This is a genomic window from Leisingera sp. ANG-S5, from assembly GCF_000813925.1.
Lineage (GTDB): Bacteria > Pseudomonadota > Alphaproteobacteria > Rhodobacterales > Rhodobacteraceae > Leisingera.
In genome coordinates, this window is sequence record NZ_JWLH01000001.1 from 341010 (window position 1) to 358709 (window position 17700).

The 17700-nt window shown below is 62.5% G+C and carries 20 protein-coding genes and 1 tRNA gene; 7 read left to right on the forward strand and 14 right to left on the reverse strand.

Annotation, left to right across the window (positions count from 1 at the left end; all coding sequences use genetic code 11):
• Positions 1-18: 18 nt before the first annotated feature.
• The 3 genes from RA25_RS01720 to metF form a co-directional block, all read right to left on the reverse strand.
• The gene (locus RA25_RS01720) at positions 19-537 is read right to left on the reverse strand and encodes a DUF2867 domain-containing protein (RefSeq protein WP_052254137.1); all 519 of its coding nucleotides are present in this window, start codon (positions 535-537) and stop codon (positions 19-21) included.
• Positions 538-624: 87 nt separating this feature from the next.
• Entirely contained in the window at positions 625-1110 is a 486-nt protein-coding gene (locus RA25_RS01725) for a PaaI family thioesterase (RefSeq protein WP_039169659.1), read from the reverse strand.
• Between the two features lie 63 nt (positions 1111-1173).
• Positions 1174-2043: a methylenetetrahydrofolate reductase [NAD(P)H] gene (gene metF, locus RA25_RS01730; protein ID WP_039169661.1), complete on the reverse strand. Its 870-nt coding sequence runs from the start codon at positions 2041-2043 to the stop codon at positions 1174-1176.
• A gap of 100 nt (positions 2044-2143) precedes the next feature.
• Here metF and RA25_RS01735 point away from each other — a divergent pair, with 100 nt between their 5' ends.
• Complete coding sequence (locus tag RA25_RS01735) at positions 2144-3049, forward strand: LysR family transcriptional regulator (protein WP_019295570.1); 906 nt, start codon at positions 2144-2146, stop codon at positions 3047-3049.
• 96 nt (positions 3050-3145) lie between these two features.
• Here RA25_RS01735 and RA25_RS01740 read toward each other — a convergent pair whose 3' ends face one another.
• Positions 3146-4165, reverse strand: a complete 1020-nt coding sequence (locus RA25_RS01740; RefSeq protein WP_039169663.1) for an NADP-dependent oxidoreductase — start codon at positions 4163-4165, stop codon at positions 3146-3148.
• Positions 4166-4357: 192 nt separating this feature from the next.
• On the opposite strand from RA25_RS01740, the gene RA25_RS01745 reads away from it, so the two are divergent.
• Positions 4358-5143 (forward strand): inositol monophosphatase family protein, encoded by a 786-nt coding sequence (locus RA25_RS01745; protein WP_019295568.1) that lies wholly within the window; start codon positions 4358-4360, stop codon positions 5141-5143.
• Positions 5144-5267: 124 nt separating this feature from the next.
• Here the strand turns inward: RA25_RS01745 and RA25_RS01750 are convergent, their stop codons facing one another.
• The 4 genes from RA25_RS01750 to putA are packed head-to-tail and all read right to left on the reverse strand — an operon-like array spanning position 5268 to position 10280.
• Complete coding sequence (locus RA25_RS01750; RefSeq protein ID WP_039169665.1) at positions 5268-5648, reverse strand: GFA family protein; 381 nt, start codon at positions 5646-5648, stop codon at positions 5268-5270.
• A 31-nt stretch (positions 5649-5679) separates the two neighbouring features.
• A complete protein-coding gene (locus RA25_RS22575) occupies positions 5680-5982 on the reverse strand; it encodes a hypothetical protein (RefSeq protein ID WP_152612144.1) in 303 nt (100 codons plus the stop codon).
• 60 nt (positions 5983-6042) lie between these two features.
• Complete coding sequence (locus RA25_RS01755) at positions 6043-6813, reverse strand: rhomboid family intramembrane serine protease (protein WP_039169667.1); 771 nt, start codon at positions 6811-6813, stop codon at positions 6043-6045.
• A gap of 53 nt (positions 6814-6866) precedes the next feature.
• The gene (gene putA, locus RA25_RS01760; protein ID WP_039169669.1) at positions 6867-10280 is read right to left on the reverse strand and encodes a bifunctional proline dehydrogenase/L-glutamate gamma-semialdehyde dehydrogenase PutA; all 3414 of its coding nucleotides are present in this window, start codon (positions 10278-10280) and stop codon (positions 6867-6869) included.
• A 125-nt stretch (positions 10281-10405) separates the two neighbouring features.
• Between putA and RA25_RS01765 the strand changes: the two genes are divergently transcribed.
• From RA25_RS01765 to RA25_RS01780, 4 genes are all read left to right on the forward strand, one after another.
• A complete protein-coding gene (locus RA25_RS01765) occupies positions 10406-10876 on the forward strand; it encodes an Lrp/AsnC family transcriptional regulator (protein ID WP_039169672.1) in 471 nt (156 codons plus the stop codon).
• 63 nt (positions 10877-10939) lie between these two features.
• Positions 10940-11530, forward strand: coding sequence for a tetratricopeptide repeat protein (locus RA25_RS01770; RefSeq protein WP_019295563.1), 591 nt, complete (start codon positions 10940-10942; stop codon positions 11528-11530).
• A gap of 109 nt (positions 11531-11639) precedes the next feature.
• A tRNA-Leu gene (locus tag RA25_RS01775) sits at positions 11640-11725 on the forward strand.
• Positions 11726-11879: 154 nt separating this feature from the next.
• Positions 11880-12629, forward strand: coding sequence for a helix-turn-helix domain-containing protein (locus RA25_RS01780; protein WP_241477345.1), 750 nt, complete (start codon positions 11880-11882; stop codon positions 12627-12629).
• Here RA25_RS01780 and RA25_RS01785 read toward each other — a convergent pair.
• The 6 genes from RA25_RS01785 to RA25_RS01810 all read right to left on the reverse strand — a co-directional run bounded on the left by RA25_RS01785 (position 12606) and on the right by RA25_RS01810 (position 16814).
• Positions 12606-13292, reverse strand: a complete 687-nt coding sequence (locus tag RA25_RS01785; protein WP_019295561.1) for a hypothetical protein — start codon at positions 13290-13292, stop codon at positions 12606-12608. The two genes, RA25_RS01780 and RA25_RS01785, sit on opposite strands and share 24 nt — an antisense overlap.
• Positions 13293-13528: 236 nt before the next feature.
• The gene (gene queF, locus RA25_RS01790; RefSeq protein WP_019295560.1) at positions 13529-13993 is read right to left on the reverse strand and encodes a preQ(1) synthase; all 465 of its coding nucleotides are present in this window, start codon (positions 13991-13993) and stop codon (positions 13529-13531) included.
• Positions 13994-14009: 16 nt separating this feature from the next.
• Positions 14010-14720, reverse strand: a complete 711-nt coding sequence (gene queE / locus RA25_RS01795; protein WP_039148724.1) for a 7-carboxy-7-deazaguanine synthase QueE — start codon at positions 14718-14720, stop codon at positions 14010-14012.
• Positions 14717-15070 carry a 6-carboxytetrahydropterin synthase QueD gene (gene queD, locus RA25_RS01800; RefSeq protein ID WP_019295558.1) on the reverse strand — a complete coding sequence of 118 codons (354 nt, stop codon included), beginning with the start codon at positions 15068-15070 and terminating at the stop codon, positions 14717-14719. Before queD ends, queE begins: the two co-directional genes overlap by 4 nt.
• The gene (gene queC, locus RA25_RS01805; protein WP_039148723.1) at positions 15070-15771 is read right to left on the reverse strand and encodes a 7-cyano-7-deazaguanine synthase QueC; all 702 of its coding nucleotides are present in this window, start codon (positions 15769-15771) and stop codon (positions 15070-15072) included. Before queC ends, queD begins: the two co-directional genes overlap by 1 nt.
• Before the next feature lie 152 nt (positions 15772-15923).
• Complete coding sequence (locus RA25_RS01810) at positions 15924-16814, reverse strand: LysR family transcriptional regulator (RefSeq protein WP_039169674.1); 891 nt, start codon at positions 16812-16814, stop codon at positions 15924-15926.
• A gap of 110 nt (positions 16815-16924) precedes the next feature.
• Here RA25_RS01810 and RA25_RS01815 point away from each other — a divergent pair, with 110 nt between their 5' ends.
• Positions 16925-17683 carry a class II aldolase and adducin N-terminal domain-containing protein gene (locus RA25_RS01815; RefSeq protein ID WP_039169676.1) on the forward strand — a complete coding sequence of 253 codons (759 nt, stop codon included), beginning with the start codon at positions 16925-16927 and terminating at the stop codon, positions 17681-17683.
• The last annotated feature ends 17 nt before the right edge of the window (positions 17684-17700 follow it).

A 17700-nucleotide genomic window follows, 5' to 3' on the forward strand; every position in this document is an offset into this window, starting at 1 on the left:
GGCGCTGAAGCCGGCAGGCTACCTGCCGCCAGTCCTGCGCTGCTCCAGCTCTTTTTGCAGGCGTTTCAGGGACGATTTCACGATTAGCTTGTGAGCCGGCCCGACCGGCAGCATATAAATGCGGCCGAACAGGTTGTGTGTCTTCACAGATGAGGTGATGCTCAGCACGCCGCTATTGCTGGAAACGCAGGTCATGACGTCCAGATGCCGGTCCCGCACGGTGAGGGTCAGAATGCGGTCTGACACCGCTTCGACCAGAAAAAAGTCCAGCTTGTCCCCGACCGCCGTATTGGTGTGCCGTCTTCCCGAAAAGCCGCCGGTCCGTCTGACGCCAAAGCATGCGGATATCGTGTCGCGCAGCCAGAAGGCCAGCTTCATGCCGGGCAGGGGCCGCTCCTGCATGATGTTCCAGGCCTCCAGCGGGGTGACTTGAACCGGCAAAACCAGCGATTGCGTGTCGAGGAAATCAAGCTCCTTGGCGGGTGCCAGAACCTGAATGCGGGCGGTCGCGGCACGGGCGAGGCTGTTTGGCGGCATGGCCAGCCTTTCTGCGGTTTCTAATCTGCTTGCAGATACTTAGGTGGGAATCCGCAGCAGGCAAGGCTGCAGGCTGCACCGCATTGGTTACTGCGGCGCGATTTGCATCACAATGCAGGTGGTGGAGCCGGTGGCGTAGAGCTTGCCGTCCGCCAGCCCGCGGATCTCGCCATGGGCCACACCGGTCGAGCGGCCCACATGGTCGATGCTGCCGGTGCAGTCGATGGTGGTGCCCAACGGGATCGGCCGCAGGATGTTGATCTTGTATTCCAGCGTTGTGTAAACGGCGCCAAGCGGCACCTTGGTCATCACCGCGCAGGCCATGGCGCTGTCCAGAAGCGTACCGTACCAGCCGCCATGCACGGTTCCCATCGGATTGCAGACGTGAAATTCCGGCGTGCCGCGGAACACCACCTGGCCGTCCTCGACACTGTGCAGATGATAGCCCAGCGTTTCGGCGATCGGCGGGCCGGGCAGGCGGCCGTCCAGGATACTCTGCATGAAGTCGAGACCGGATATCCGGCTGATTTGGTCAATCGTCAGCAGGTCGGAGGGCTGTTTGGCATAAAACATGGCGCGCGGATCCTTGGCGGGAAGTCCCGGCCATTAGAAACCGCGCGCCGTCTTGTGCAACGCTTACGCGACGTTCTGCAGTGACACTTTGGGGGTGACACCCAAGGCGAAGCAAACGTCGCGGGTCAGCTCTGGCCGGTTCAGCGTGTAGAAGTGCAGCTTGTTGACGCCGCCCTCCAGCAGGTCAGAGCACAGCTCGGTGCACAGCGCGGTGGCCAGCAGTTCCTCGCGGTCGTCGCGCAGGGCTTTTTCAAAGGCATTTTCGACCCAATCAGGGATGATGGTGCCGCAGCGCTTGGCAAAGTTGCGCGCGCCCTTCCAATTCTCGATCGGCAGGATGCCCGGCGTCAGTTTGCTGCCATCGATCCCGGCCTTTTCGCAGGCGTCGCGGAAGCGGAAGAAGGTCTCGGCCTCGAAGAAGAATTGGGTCAGCGCCTCATCCGCACCGGCATCCAGCTTGCGCTTCAGCCATTCCACATCCGCTGCTTGATCGGCGGCGTCCGGGTGGCGGTCCGGGTAAGCGCCGACCTTGATGTTGAAATTGCCGCGTGCCTTCAGGCCCTTGATCAGCTCAACCGAATTCGCAAACCCGTCCGGGTGCGGGATGAACTTGCCTTCGCCCTTCGGCGGGTCGCCGCGCAGGGCCACGATCTCGGTCACTCCTGCTGCGGCAAACTGGTCGGCGATCTCCAGCGTTTCTGCTTTGGAGGCGTTCACGCAGGTCAAATGCGCGGCCACGTTCAGGCCGGAGGACTTGTGCAGCGTCGACACCGCGTCGCGGGTCAGGGTGCGGGTGGTGCCACCGGCACCATAGGTCACCGATACAAAGCGCGGATCCATCGGAGCGAGGACCTGCACGGTGTCCCAAAGCCGGAAGGAGGCTTCGAGGTTTTGCGGCGGGAAGAATTCAAAGGAAATCTTGGGCGTCGTCATGCTCGGGGTCTCTCGCTAGGTTGATGTCAGCTCTTGTTGCATGCGCAGCAATGTGAGACAATTTCATAATACTCAAGATTAACATGAGCGATCTGATAGGATGCATATCGAATTCCGCCACCTCCGCACCATCAAGGCTATCCATGAGGCCGGCGGTCTGGCCCGCGCTGCAGAGCAGCTGAACATCACCCAAAGCGCACTGAGCCATCAGGTGAAGGGGCTGGAGGACCAAGCAGGTGTTGAGCTGTTTATCCGCCGCTCCAAGCCGATGAAGCTGTCGCCCGCCGGCTTGCGGCTCTTGCGGCTGGCAGAGCAGGTCTTGCCGCAAGTCGAGGCGGCACAAGCAGAATTTTCGTCACTGCGGGACGGTAATACGGGGCGCATGCATATCGCCATCGAATGCCATGCCTGCTTTGAGTGGCTGTTCCCTGTGTTGGAAGGATTCCGCAAAAACTGGGGTGATGTGGACGTGGACATCCGTCCGGGCCTCGCCTTTGACGCTCTGCCCGCGTTGCTGAAAGAAGAGGTGGATCTGGTGGTCTCCTCTGATCCGGAAGACATCAACGGCGTCGATTTCATCGAGCTGTTTGACTACAACGCCGTCTTCGTTGCTTCGGCACAGCATCCCCTGGCAGAAAAACCCTATGTGGAAGCAGAGGATTTCATCGGCCAGAACCTGATCACCTACCCGGTGGACAAGGTCCGGCTGGATGTGTTCAGCCAGCTGCTGATTCCTGCCGGGGTGGAACCTGCCTCGATCCGGCAGGTGGAACTGACGGCGGTGATCCTTCTTCTGGTTGCCTCTAACCGCGGGGTCTCGGTACTGCCGGACTGGGTGGTGCGGGAGGTAAAATATTCCTCAGACTATGTGACCCGGCCGCTGACCAAATCCGGCATCACCCGCAGCCTCTATGCGGCAATCCGCACGGAGGACCGCGAGAAACCTTTCATGCAGGAATTGATCCGCCTGGCCAAGGTCGAGGCGCGCAAGCTGCAGCATCAATAAATCCTGCTCCGGGAGAGGTGCGGAGCGGCCTGCGCCGTTCCGGGGCCGGTTCCCGCTCCGCGGGGTTGCGTGCACCGGCATAGGCCGGCGCCTGGTTCAGACCAGTTTGACGATCTGCTTGCCGGTATTGCCGCCGTGCATCATCGCCAGGAAGGTCTTGGGGGCGTTTTCAAGCCCCTCGGCGATGTCTTCCAGGAAGTTCATGTCCCCGCTGGCGATCTTGGGTGCGACCTCCTGCAGGAAGTCGCTATAGCGGTCGTAGTGGTTGAAGATGATGAAGCCGTTGACCGACAGGAACTTTGTCAGCACCGCGCGCCAGATGGCCGGGGCCGTCAGATCTGTTTCGGCGCTGCTGTACCAGGCAATCATGCCGCAGACAGGGATGCGGCCGAAATTGTTCATCAGGGGCAGCACCGCCTCCAGCACCTTGCCGCCGACGTTTTCGTAGTAGATGTCGATGCCTTTCGGACATTCCGCGGCCAGCGCCTCACTCAGCGCTTCGCCACTGTCATAGGCGCGGTGGTCGAGGCAGGCGTCAAAGCCGAAGGTCTCCACCGCCAGCTTGCATTTGTCCGCGCCGCCCGCGATGCCGACGACGCGCAGGCCCTTCTGCTTGGCCAGCTGCCCCACCATGGACCCGACCGGGCCGGTGGCCGCGGCAACCACCAGGGTCTCGCCGGCCTGCGGGCGGCCATAGGCGTCCAAGCCATGCCATGCGGTAAACCCCGGCATGCCCAGAACGCCAAGCGCAGTGGTGAGCGGTGCCATATCCGGGTCAAGCTTGCGCAATTCGGAGGCCTTGGCGCAGGCGTGGCTGGCCCAGCCGAACATGCCCAAGGCAAAGTCGCCGGGCTGGAAATCAGGGTGCCCCGAGGCAATCACTTTCCCGACGCCGCCTGCGGTCATAGTCTCCCCGATCTCCACTGGCGGGGCATAGGATTTGCCGGCATTCATGCGCCCGCGCATGTAGGGGTCCAGCGACATATAGTGAACCTTAACAACCACTTCACCATCTCCGGGCTGGGGCAGGTCCGCAGTCTCGAGGCGGAAGTTTTCCTCGCTGGCCTGGCCATCGGGGCGGCTGGCCAGCACGATACGCTGCATCTGGTCGGGCATGGGGGCACTCCTTGTTCTGTTTGCCCCAAACTCTGGGCGCGCCAGCGGCGGATTTCAACCGCTGGCGCGCGCGGCGCCGCGGCGTCAGGCGGGATGTGCAGTTTGCGGCATAACCCCTTGGCATTCGGGGGCAGGGCGCGTATAGGCACGCATTGACCCGGCATCTCCCCGACGTGACAGGATTCTGCAGACATGATTGGCAGCGCAAACCTCAATGTGATGATCAAGGCCGCCCGCAAGGCTGGCCGCTCCCTGGTAAAGGACTTCCGCGAGGTGGAAAACCTGCAGGTGTCGATGAAAGGCGCGGGCGACTTCGTCTCCAAAGCCGATATCGCCGCCGAGAAGATCATCAAGGAAGAGCTGCGCAACGCCCGCCCGACCTATGGCTGGATTGCTGAAGAGGGCGGCGAGATCGAGGGTGAAGACCCCACCCGCCGTTGGATTGTCGATCCGCTGGACGGCACCACCAACTTCCTGCACGGGCTGCCGCACTGGGCGATTTCCATCGCGCTGGAGCACAAGGGCAAGATCGTCGCCGGCGTGGTCTATGACGCTGCCAAGGACGAGATGTTCTTTGCCGAGAAGGGCGCAGGCGCCTGGATGAACGACACCCGCATCCGCGTGTCGGGCCGTCACCGGATGATCGAGTCCATTTTTGCCACCGGCGTGCCGTTCGGCGGCCGCGCCGACCTGCCGCTGACGCTGCAGGACCTGGCCCGCCTGATGCCCGCCTGCGCCGGCGTGCGCCGCTGGGGCTCTGCCGCGCTGGACATGGCCTATGTGGCCGCAGGCCGCTACGAGGGCTTCTGGGAGCGCCGCCTGAACCCCTGGGATCTGGCCGCGGGCATCATCATCGTGAAAGAGGCTGGCGGGTTGGCTGAGGCAATCGACCCGGAAGCGGGCATCATCGACAGCGGGTCGGTGGTTTGCTCGAACGAGCCGATCTTCGAGAACTTCGCTAAGGTGATCCGAGGCTGAACCGGCGGTAAGACTGAGAATATGAAACGCGGCCATTGAGCCGCGTTTTTTTGTTTCGTGTGATGGGATGAGGGCTGCGCCCTCCCGGGCTCGGGCGCAGCCCGGCTTTCAGCCGGGCAGAAGGTTATTGCTGATCCGACGGATGGTTCACCCCGTCGTTCCAGGGGATCTCGCCATAGGTCTCCGGATGAGACCGCGGATTGGCACCCTCGATACAGCCCAGGTTGACACCGCATTCCTTGGAATCTGAGCGGCGCTGGTGGTGGGTATAGATGCCGCAGGTCTTGCAGAAATAGTGCTTCGCCGTATGGGTGCCCCAGGTGTAGAGGCTGAGGTTTTCAGCCCCTTTCAGCACCTTGAGGCTGGCGGTCAGTGCGGTGACGGCAGCCGCTCCGCGCCGCAGGCAAAAGGAACAGTCGCAGCGCGCGGCAGAGGCGAGGCCTTCGGGAAACTCCGCCTCGATCTCAACGGCGCCGCAGTGGCAGGTGGCTTTCAGGTAGGGCATCGGCAGATTCTTACTTAGATTGCTCGTTGCTTTAGGAGTTTGGGTCTTTAAGTGAAACAACCTCTGCATTAGGTAACGGGCCGTGCAAACTACGTCTTAGACTTTCTTGCACAGCATGCACGCGGCCTTCGGGCCAGTCACTTGAAAGCTGGTTGGTCATTCCCAACAATAGCTGGTCAAAATCTTTCCAGCTTATCACTCTTTGCCGTTCAAGCTGGTTTCTCAGCGCATGCAAGACAAGACGATCGGTGAGTGCCATCACTCTAATAGTTTCAACTTCTTCTTTCAGAGTTTCGATAGTCTCCTTGAGTGCCAAAATCTCTTCACCGCTCATTGCGCCAATCCTTCTATAAATGAAATAATCTAAAATCTTAGAGGTTCATACGGCCGCTGCTTACTTCCCCCAAGGCCCCGGATTGCGCTTTTTGCGCGGCAGCTTGGGGATGCGGCTGGCGGAGTATTCGTACTCATTCTCCGGATGCGGCGGTGTCCCATGTGTCCGGTCCCAGAACGCCCGGCCGCCGCGGCGCAGCCACAGGGGCAGGCAGAGGACCAGCCCCACTGCAAAACCGCCGGCATGGGCCCAGTAGGCGACGCCGCCCTGATTAGGATCGGAGCCGAGGCCTCCGAAAAACTGCATTGCCAGCCACAGGCCCAGCATCACAAAAGCGGGGATTGTGAAGATGCGGAAATAGATGATCAGCACCAAGAGGATATCGACGCGGGCCTTTGGGAACATCAGAAGATAGCCGCCCATGACGCCTGCGATGGCACCGGAGGCGCCGACCGTGGGCACCATGGACCCCGGCGCCGACAGCACATGGATCAGCCCGGCACCAATACCGCTGGCGAGATAGAAGGCGAGGAAGGGCAGGTGACCCATCTCCTCCTCCAGATTGTCGCCGAAGATCCACAGGAACAGCATGTTGCCGCCCAGATGCATCAGCCCGCCGTGGATGAACAGGGAGGTGAACAGAGTCCCGTACCCGTAGCCGTGGCTGATCTCGGCCGGGACAACGGCATAGGCGTCATAGAAATAGGCAAGCGCCCGGGGCGAGGCGTAGCTGGCGGTGTAGTAGAAATAGGCCAGGATATTTGCGGCAATCAGCGCGTAGACGACATAGGGCCTGCGGCCGGACGGGTTGTGGTCGCGGATCGGAAACATGGGGGAACGCTGGGCCGGAAACGGCCCAGCGTCAAGTGCTTAGCGCGGAAAGCTCAGGCCATGCCGCCCAAGAGCTGCGCGTTGCCGCCGGAGGCGGTGGTGTCGACGCAGACGTGGCGCTCGGCCAGCACCCGGGCGCGGTCTGGCTTGCCCGGGATCAGCGGCACAATTGCGCCTTCTCGCTTGGCCAGGCTCTGTTCGATTTCGCGGCCTGTAGCTTCGTCGCCCCACCACAGCACCCCGGCGATGCCCTCGATGCTTTCCAGCTGGCGCATATCCAGCAGCCCGTGCGCCTCAATCGCGGTGCCGCCGAGGCTGATCACTTCTTTGGCCTGGGCCGCCGCGGCCTCCGCCCCCGGACCCATGCACAAGAGCGGCGGGCGGGCAGAGACTGTCAGGCGGTTCGATTCACCGGTCGGGCCGGGCAGGGAGGTTGTGACCGGCTGCGAGGGCACGCCGCTTGGCGCCTTCAGATCGGTGATGTTGCTGTCCCAGCTGTTTGCGCTGGACTGGCGGTCCGGCGCGCAGAACCGGCTGAGGTAAAGCGGGCCGCCAGCCTTGGGACCGGTGCCTGACAACCCCTCGCCGCCGAACGGCTGGCTGCCGACGATGGCGCCGATCTGGTTGCGGTTCACATAGATGTTGCCGGCATGCACCCGGTCGCAGACATGCTGCACCCGGTCGTCGATCCGGGTGTGGAGCCCGAAGGTGAGGCCATAGCCGGTGGCGTTGATGTCGGAAATCACCTGGTCCAGCTGCTGCGATTTGAACCGCGCCACATGCAGGACCGGGCCAAAGATCTCTTCCTTCAGATCACTGATGCCGGAAACCTCGATCATGGTCGGCGCAACAAAGGTGCCGGCCTGCGGCGCGCGCATTTCCTTCAGCACGCGGCCCTCGGCGCGGGCTTTGCCGACATGCGCCAGGATGCCTGCGCGGGCGCCCTCGTCGATCACCGGGCCGCTGTCGGTGGACAGGTTCCAGGGATCATCCAGCTGCAGGCAGTCCATCGCGCCCTTCAGCATTTTCAACACGTTGTCGGCAATGTCGTCCTGCAGATACAGGCAGCGCAGCGCCGAACAGCGCTGGCCGGCCGACTGGAAAGCGCTTTCGATCACCGCCTGTACCGCCTGTTCCGGCAGTGCGGTGGAGTCGACGATCATCGCGTTCAGGCCGCCGGTTTCCGCAATCAGCGGTGCGCCCGGCTGCAGGTTGTCAGCCATCGCCTTGCGGATGCGCAGGGCGGTGGCGGTGGAGCCGGTGAAGGCAACGCCATTGACGCGCGCATCAGAGGTGATGGCAGCGCCGACCACGCTGCCGCGGCCCGGCACCAGCTGCAGGGCGCTGCGCGGCACGCCGGCCTCATGCATCAGCTGCACGGCGCGGTGGGCAATCAGCGGCGTCTGGTCGGCGGGTTTGGCCAGCACGGCGTTGCCAGCGGACAGCGCGGCCGAGACCTGGCCGGTGAAGATCGCCAGCGGGAAGTTCCACGGCGAGATGCAGGAGAAGATGCCGGCAGGCGGCGCATCGGAATTGCGCGCCGCATAGTATCGCAGGAAATCCACCGCCTCGCGCAGTTCGGCAACCGCATCCGGGATGGTCTTGCCGGCCTCGCGGGCGAGGATGGCAAACAGCTCGCCAAAGTTCTCTTCATAGAGGTCGGCGGCCTTGTTCAGGATCGCGGCACGCTCCGCAGCTGGGGCGTCCCAGGGATCGGCCAGCGCCAGCGCCAGTTCGATATCGTCCTGGCTGCACTGGCTGACGGTGCCAACCACGCTGTGGTCGGTTGGGCTGGTCACATCCTTGGCGGCCTCCGGCTGGGCATCGCCTGCCAGCAGCGGCGCGGCTTCCCACTGGTGGCTGCGCCAGGGCGCGCGGGCCTCTTCGATCTTTACCAGCGTCGGGGCGTGGCCCAGATCGAACCCTTTGGAGTTCGGGCGTTCCGGCGCGTACAGCTCCGGTCCGGTCGGGATCTTGCGGGTCACATCTGCGATGGCCTCAAACGGGTCCGCGGCCACCACCTCCGGCGGCACGTTGTCGTCGACAATCTGGTTCACAAAGGAGGAGTTGGCACCGTTTTCCAGCAGGCGGCGCACCAGATAGGCCAAGAGGTCGCGGTGGGCGCCGACGGGGGCGTAGATCCGGCAGTTGGTCTTGTTCTGCTCCAGCACCATCTGGTGCAGGGTCTCACCCATGCCATGCAGGCGCTGGAACTCATACCGCTCATTGCCGACCCCTTCGGCCATATGCAGGATGGCGGCGACTGTATGGGCGTTGTGGGTGGCGAACTGCGGATAGATCCGGTCCGTCATGCCCAAGAGCTTGCGGGCGTTGGAGATGTAGGACACATCGGTCAGCGGCTTGGAGGTGAAGACCGGGAAGCCATCCACACCCTCGACCTGGGCACGCTTGATCTCGGTGTCCCAATAGGCGCCCTTGACCAGCCGCACCATGAAGCGGCGGTCGTATTTCTCGGCCATTTCATGCAGCGCATCAATCGCCAGCCCGGTGCGCGGGCCATAGGCCTGCACCACCACGCCAAAGCCGTCCCAGCCGGCCAGCGTCGGGTCAGAGACCACGGCCTCGATCACTTCCAGCGACAGCGACAGGCGGTCTGCTTCTTCGGCATCGACATTCAGGCCCATCTTGGCCGCCTTCGCCAGCAGCGCCAGCGCCTTCAGGCGCGGCACCAGCGCTTCCATCACGCTGTGCTCATGCGCCAGCTCATAGCGCGGGTGCAGCGCCGACAGCTTCACCGAGATGCCGGGGTTCTTGCGGATGTCGTCGCTGTTGCAGGCAGCCGCAATGGCGGAAATCGCCTTGGAATAGGCCAGGTGATAGCGCGACGCGTCGGCCTCGGTGCGAGCGGCCTCGCCCAGCATGTCGTAGGAGTAGGTGTAGCCCTTGGCCTCCATCCCCGCGGCGCGGTTCATCGCACTCTCGATGGTTTCGCCCAGCACAAACTGGCGGCCCATTTCCTTCATCGCGCGGCTGACGGCAGTGCGGATCACCGGCTCGCCCAGGCGTTTGATGGCACCGCGCAGGGCGCCGATCGGGCTGCGTTCCTCGTCCAGCACCTTGCCTGTCAGCATCAGCGCCCAGGTAGAGGCGTTGACCAGCGAGGAGGTCGATTTGCCCAGGTGCTTGCCCCAGTCAGACGGTGCGATCTTGTCTTCGATCAGCGCGTCAATGGTGTCGGCATCCGGTACCCGCAGCAGGGCTTCTGCCAGGCACATCAGCGCCACGCCCTCATCGGTCGACAACCCGTATTCGGCCAGGAACACTTCCATCAGCCCCGGTGCCGAATGGCCGCGGATATCACGCACCAGCGCAGCGGCGTTGGCACAGATTTTTTCGCGGTCTGCGTCGGTGAGGGCGGCCTGGGCCACCAGCTGGTCGCGCATTGCGGTTTGATCGGCATAGGTGCCGGCGTCGATCCGGTAGCGCAGCTTGGTTTGAGCGGTCATGAAGGGAACTCCACAAAAGGTGTGCAGGGCTTTTGTTAAGAGTACACCCTTTCTGAAAGGACAATCGCCTGAAGATGTGATATCTGCAGGTCTAATGAGTGAAAAGTTAACTCTGGAAAGTCCAAATGAACTCCTTTGATCTTGACCGCTACGACCGGGCGATTCTGAACGTCCTGAGCGAGGATGGCCGCATCTCCATCGCCGATCTTGCGCGCCGGATCGGACTGTCGAAAACCCCGACCCAGACCCGGCTCAAGCGGCTGGAGGCGGAGGGGATCATCACCGGCTACCGCGCCCTGGTCGACCCGATCCGGCTGGGGCTCGATCATGTGGCCTTTGTTGAGGTCAAGCTGGACGACACCCGCGAGGCGGCATTGGCCAAGTTCAATGCCGCGGTGGCTCGGCAGCCGGAGATCGAGCAGGCGCATATGATGGCTTCGCATTTCGACTACCTGCTGAAGGTCCGCACCCGCTCCATGACGGATTACCGTGCGGTGCTGGGAGAGAAGATCTCTTCGCTGCCGCATGTGGCATCTACCTCCACCTATGTGGCGATGCAGGCAGTCAAGGAAGACGGCGCGCTGGGGCCGTTGTAGGGTCGGGGCAGGATCGCACGGCCAGTTGACTTGATTGAAACTGCAATTGTGCGAGCATGGGGCATGTTTCTTGTCTTGTTTCGCCCACCGTTTGCACTTGCCGCGGCTCTCACCGCCGCGGCTTTTCCGGCGCAGGCATCGGACTGCCCTGATGCGCCTGACCACAGCACCCCGCTGGAGGCGCTGATGGAAGAGGTGCAGGACGCAGAAAGTGAAACCCAGGCGCGGGAAATCGCCAACCGGATGTGGGAATATTGGGCTGATGCGCCAAATGCGCAGGCGCAGGCCATGCTCGACCGCGGCATGACCAAGCGCTCCGCCTTCGATTTCCTCGGCGCGCTTGCGGACTTCGACCAGCTGATTTCCTATTGCCCGGACTATGCCGAGGGCTACAACCAGCGCGCCTTTGTGCATTACCTGCGCAGGGATTTCGCCGCGGCCCTGACGGATCTGGACCGGGCCTTGGACCTGTCGCCACGCCATATCGCCGCCATGAGCGGGCGGGCGCTATCGCTTTATGGTCTGTCCCGGCTGGAGGAAGCGCGCGAAGCCCTGGCGGCAGCGCTGAAGCTCAATCCCTGGCTGCCGGAACGCTATCTGGCAGAGCCCGGCGGGCCGCTGGCGCCGCTAGGGGCGGAAGATGTGGAGTTGTAGCACTGCCCGCTCTGCGCGAAATTTTTGCCGGTCTGACCGAAAACACATTGTCCGCGTGAAATCAGGAGGCTAGACCTGCGTCCAAGGTGCCGCGATCCGGCGCCTGTGTGCGGACGTGGTGGAATGGTAGACACCGGAGACTTAAAATCTCCTGGCCGTATGGCCGTGCGGGTTCGAGTCCCGCCGTCCGCACCAGCTCTCTCAACTAGATTGCGGCGATGTCCTGAGGGCACCTTCGGCACGTCCCCGCGCAACGCGGAGGACTGCCAGCCATTTCGCGGCGTATCGCCTGCTCGCGCTGACTTTGCGTTGCTGTGACGATGATTTTATGCAAGATGTTTCGCGGAATGTGAAAGATCCGGCACATATGGCGCTCATCCACGAGAAAATTTCGGCCCTACTGGAGGATATGAACCTGTCCAACCGGCAGGCGGCGCTGAAGTGCGGCATCCCCTATGGCACCTTCAACAGCGCGCTGAAGCATGAGCGCGAGATCGGCTGGAGCACGCTGGATGCGCTGGCGCGCGGGCTTGGGGTGTCGTTCCACTACTTCTCTTCCGAGACCTCGGGGCTGGAACTGCTGCCGGATATCCGCGCTGACGCGGCTGCCGTGAAGGCGTTTGAGATTCTCAATACCCGGCTGCAGGCCGCCGCGAGAACCCGCCAATACAGCGGCTGCGATGTGTCGCTGCAGGATTTCCTGGACTGGTGGTTCGCCAACAGCGGCCGCCTGGAAGGGTTTGACCGGTTGCAGCATGCGGTCGACATGTTCGACCCGCCGGATGCGGAACAAAACCGGATACAGCCGATCCGCTCCGGTCCAGCCAGCCTCGCCTCGATCTGCTTTGAAGTTTCCGACAGCAACCAGCTGCGCAGCACACTCAATGGCTTCAGCGACAAGGTGAACGCCGATCTGGTGATGGCCCACAGCGAAGCCATCAGCCGGGGTGAGCCGGTGATTACCCATCCCTCGCTGGATGTGAAACTGCTGAACGGGCGCCGCTTTACCCGCCAGTACCGCCGGGTGCTGGCGCCGGTCTACCTGCCTGACGGCAAGCTGCTGGTGGTTAACTTTTCACAGGACATCAAAACCGGCTAGGTCGCTCTGCAGCATATGCTCCATCTCCAGCCGGGGCGCGCCGACGAACCATTCGGTGCTGCTGCGCACCTCCGGTTCCGGGTCGCGCCACTTTTGCGCCCGGGGGATCGCCCGGGTGAAGCCATAGACAAGGTCCAGCCGCGCCTGCATGTGGCGGTCGGGGATGAAGGCGTAAATCCAGTCCACATCCCATTTCTGGATTGCCAGTATCAGAAAGATCCGCATGAACGGCGCCAGCCGTTCCGCCCGCCGTCCGCGGTGGCCGGGCAGAAAGGTCAGCTCACCCACATAGGCCAGCCGCCCACGCACTTCGCGCGCCAGCGGCTCTGCCACGCTTTCGACGCCGCCGCCGGCATCGTTGGGAAACTGGTGCCGCGAGGTGCGCAGCAAATACTCTGCCAATGTCTCCCGGCCTAGATCCTGCAGCATCGACGCCGCACCGCCGATGTAGCTGTCGCCGTCCTTCAGAAACAGCCAGAAAGCAGAGTTTTCGGTGTGGTCAGCCCGTTCGATGGCAAAGCCCGGCATCTGGAATTGGCGTCCCGTTGTGGCGGCGGCTTCCGGAACCTTCTCGAAATCCGTGAACATTTCAACCTGCAGCCCGGCCTGCGAAAGCGCCTGCAAATAAACCGACAGCGTTTTCCCCAAATCAAGTGCGTTCATGAAGTTCCCCCGTCACAAATAGTACATTCCGGGATATCCCGGATTGCCCGCTGACACCGCTACAGAGTGCGATTTGATTAAAATCTTAACCACTTTTGCGGTTATTTGTTTACTTCTGGGCGAGGGTGATGTTTTGCGAAATGCCGTAGGCAAGCGGCAGTAGGGATTGTTTTCAAAGAAAAAGCCCGGCAGTGCTTCTGTCGGGCTGATCCGTGCGATGAGGTCTCAAGGTTGTGTCAGCCGCGGCCGCGGTAGGGTGGCACGCCCTGGTCGGGAATCCAGACGCCCTCGGGCATCGGGCCGGTCTGCCAGAAAACATCAATCGGGATGCCGCCGCGCGGGTACCAGTAGCCGCCGATACGCAGCCACTTAGGCTCCAGGAAATCGGCCAGGCGGCGGGCGATGGAGACCGTGCAATCCTCATGAAAGGCGCCGTGGTTGCGGAAAGAGGTGAGGAACAGCTTCAGCGACTTGCTCTCCACCAGCCACTCGCCCGGCACATAGTCGATCACCAGATGGGCAAAGTCCGGCTGGCCGGTCATCGGGCAGAGCGAAGTGAACTCCGGCGCGGTGAAGCGCACGTTGTAGGCCACGTCTGCTTGCGGGTTCTGCACCCGCTCCAGTTCCGCCTGTTCTGGGCTTTGCGGCACGATGGTGTCGCCGCCCAGCTGTTTCAGATTACTGTAGATGCTATCAGACATATCAGGGTTCCTATGTTCAGACGCCGCGCTTGTTGCCCCAGACCAGCACATGCAGCTGCGGGAGGACGCGGGGGGTGAACCAGCCGTCGCCGGTCACTTTTTCAATCAGCCACAAAAGGCGTTCGGTGGCCTGGTTCAGATCGACGGGCTGTTCCGGGTCGACCTCCGGGTTGCCGGGCTGCAGGTACAGCGGCAATTCCGGATGGCGCTCAGCCGCGGCCTTGGCCCAGGCGTAATCCTTGTCGTCGAAGATCACGATCTTCATCACCGCCTGACCGCAGCCCTGTGCCGCCTCCAGGCATTGGTCAAAGGCTTTCCAGTCCACGGTTTCGCCGCTGGAGGGCGGCTTGGGGCTGAGCACCAGCGTATCAAGGTCTGCAAACCAGGGTTTGCTGACCGATCCTTGGGTCTCGCAGGCGAACCGGTAGCCCTCGGCCTTGCCAAAGGCAATCACCGGCGCGAAATCCTGGATCGCCGGGTTGCCGCCGGAAATCGACACTGTCAGCGGCTTGCCGCCGGACAGGCGGCGCACTTCAGCCATGACTTCTGCGGGCGCCATCACCGCCCAGTCATGCCGGTACGCGCTGTCCACTGCATGCATGCTGTCGCACCAGGAACAGCGGTAGTCGCAGCCGCCAGCGCGCACAAATACCGTGGGCTCCCCGATCAGGGCGCCTTCGCCCTGGATCGTGGGGCCGAAGATTTCCGCGATGCGCAAAGTCGTCATGGCCGGTACTCTGCCCAGGTTTTCGGGGTTTCGGAAACCTTCACAGCAGATACTTCCGGCCAGCGCGCGTGGCACCAGTCGTAGAAATGCCTGGCCATGTTCTCCGCAGTCGAATGCCCGTCTAGCACATCGTTCAGGTGCCGGTGATCGAACGTCCCGTCGATGTAGTCCTTCAGCGGCTTCAACTCGTGATAGTCGCGCACAAAGCCGTCACTGTTCAGCTCCTTCGCCGCCAGTTCCACCACCACGACATAGTTATGGCCGTGCAGCCGGGCACACTGGTGATCGGAAGGCAGATGGGTCAGCTGGTGCGATGCGGAGAAATGGAACTCCTTGGTGATCCGGAACATCAGGCGCCGTCCTTGCCAGCAATTGCCGCTTTCCAGAACTCCGGGTCGGCATAGTCCGTCGGATCCTCGACACCGGCCAGATGGAAGGCCTCTCGCCGTTCCACGCAGGTGCCGCAGCGCCCGCAATGCTTGTCGCCGCCTTTGTAGCAGGACCAGGTCTCGGCAAAGGGCGTGTTGTGCTTGGCGCCCGCAGTCACGATGTCGCCCTTGGTGCGGTGCACAAACGGGGTGTAAAGCCGCACGTCGGCATAGCCGTCCAGCGCCGCGCGCTGCATGGCGTCAAACGCCTCGGTAAAGGCCGGGCGGCAGTCCGGATAGATGAAGTGATCCCCGCCATGCACCGCCGTTGCCACGGCCTCGTCGCCGTTTGCAGCGGCAATGCCATAGGCGATGGTCAGCATGATCGCGTTGCGGTTCGGCACCACGGTGACCTTCATGGTCTCTTCTTCGTAGTGGCCGTCCGGCACGTCGATGTCATCGGTGAGCGCCGAGCCGGAAAGCGCGGCGCCGATACCCCTCATGTCGATGATGTCATGCGGCACACCCAGCCGTTTGGCTGCGGCGGCGGCATAGTCGAGCTCCTTCTTGTGGCGCTGGCCGTAGTCAAAGGAGACAAGACGGGTCAGCTGATGTTCTTCAGCGACCATATGGGCAAGCGAAACGGAATCCAGCCCGCCCGAGCAGATAACGATAGTTTTCATTTTTGAACCCTTGTTTTGGTGACCGGGTAGGCTGCGACCGGTGTCGCGCGTTTAGCAGCATGGCGGGAATGGCGCAAGTCGCGGGCGGATTGCGCACATTCTTCAGGACTTGTTGGAAAAACTTGAAAGTGGCTATCAGCCGGGCCGGCTTCCTAAACGGGCGGCAGTTCCCCCACCAGCCACTCCAGAAACGCCCGCGATGCCGGGGTGCTGGCATGGCTGGGCGGCGGCATCAGAAAATAGTTCTCCAGCAGTTCCGCCGAGTGATCGCTGGCCCGGACCAGCTGGCCGCTCTCCAGCAGATCGCCCGCAAGAATGTCATGGGAAATAGAGATCCCGGCCCCATTCACCGCAGCGGTCATGGCAATCACGTAGGTGGAGGCCAGATTGACCTCATGGTTGCGCTCAAACGGCAGATCCTGCGACTTGAACCACGCCCCCCAGGACCCTGTTACGCCGGCACAATCCAGCAGCGTGGCGGTGCTGAAGTCCACCTTGCCGTCCTGATAGCCCGGCGCGCAAACCGGAAAGAACCGGTCCCGGGTCAGCCGGATCGCGGCGGCGGACATATCATTCGGGCGGCCAAAGCGGATTTCGGTCCCGGCGGAACTGGCGTGCCGTTCCGGATCCCAGATCGGGGTCACGATGTTCAGCACCAGCCAGGGGAACCTCTCGTAAAGCCGCGGCAGACGCGGCGACAGCCAGAAGACCGAGAACGCCATATTGCACTGCAAGACCAGATGCCGCCCCTGATCGCCGCCGGTGAAGGCCTGGGTGCCCGCAGCAATGAGGTCAAAGGCCTCGCGCACAATCGGCATGTAATTCGCCCCGGCCTCACTGAGTTCCAGCGCCCGGGTTTTGCGGATGAACAGCTCCCGGCCCAGGAAGTTCTCCAGGCTGCGCACATGCTGGCTGATCGCCGATTGGGTCAGGTTCAGCTCCGCCGCGGCGCGGGTGAAGGACAGGTGCCGGGCGCTGGCCTCAAAGGCGCGCAGCCAGGTGAGCGGGGGCAGGGAGGAGGAAGGCGATCCGGGAGACGGCATGAATGCAAGACCTATGCATTAGTTCAATTAATGCATAGCGGCTGAATCAATCGTTTGTCAGCAGGAATTTCGACTGGCACCACTAAGAAAAGCGGATTTGGAGGCCCAAGATGAACAAGCAAGCGGAACTGAGCCCGAACCTCACCCATTGGCAGGAGCGCGTCGACATGGCCGCGGCCTTCCGTTGGACCGAGCGGCTGGACATGCACGAAGGTGTCGCAAACCACTTCAGCCTGGCAGTGAACGACGACGGCACCCAGTTCCTGATGAACCCCAACCAGGCGCATTTCCGGCGCATTAAAGCCTCGGACCTGCTGCTGCTGGATGCCAATGACCCCAAGACCATGGACCGCCCCGACGCGCCGGACCCGACCGCCTGGGGCCTGCACGGCTCTATCCACCGCCTGTGCCCGCATGCGCGCTGCGTGATGCATGTGCATTCGATCCACGCCACCGTTCTGGCCTGTCTCGCCGACAGCACCCTGCCGCCGATCGACCAGAACACAGCCACCTTCTACAACCGCTATGTGGTGGATGGCGATTTCGGCGGCCTGGCGTTTGAGGACGAGGGCGCCCGCTGCGCTTCGATGCTGACCGACCCGAAGGTCAAGGTGATGATCATGGGCAACCACGGGGTGCTGGTGATCGGCGACAGCGTCGCAGACACCTTCAACCGGCTCTACTATTTCGAACGCGCCGCGGAGACCTATATCCGCGCCCTGCAAACCGGCCAGAAGCTGCGGGTGCTGAGCGACGAGATTGCCGAGAAAACCGCGCAGGAGCTGGAGGATTACCCGGATCAGGCCGAGCGCCATCTGGTGGAGCTGAAGGCGATTCTCGACGACGAAGGCTCCAACTACGCAAGCTGAGCGCCAGCAAGGGAGGC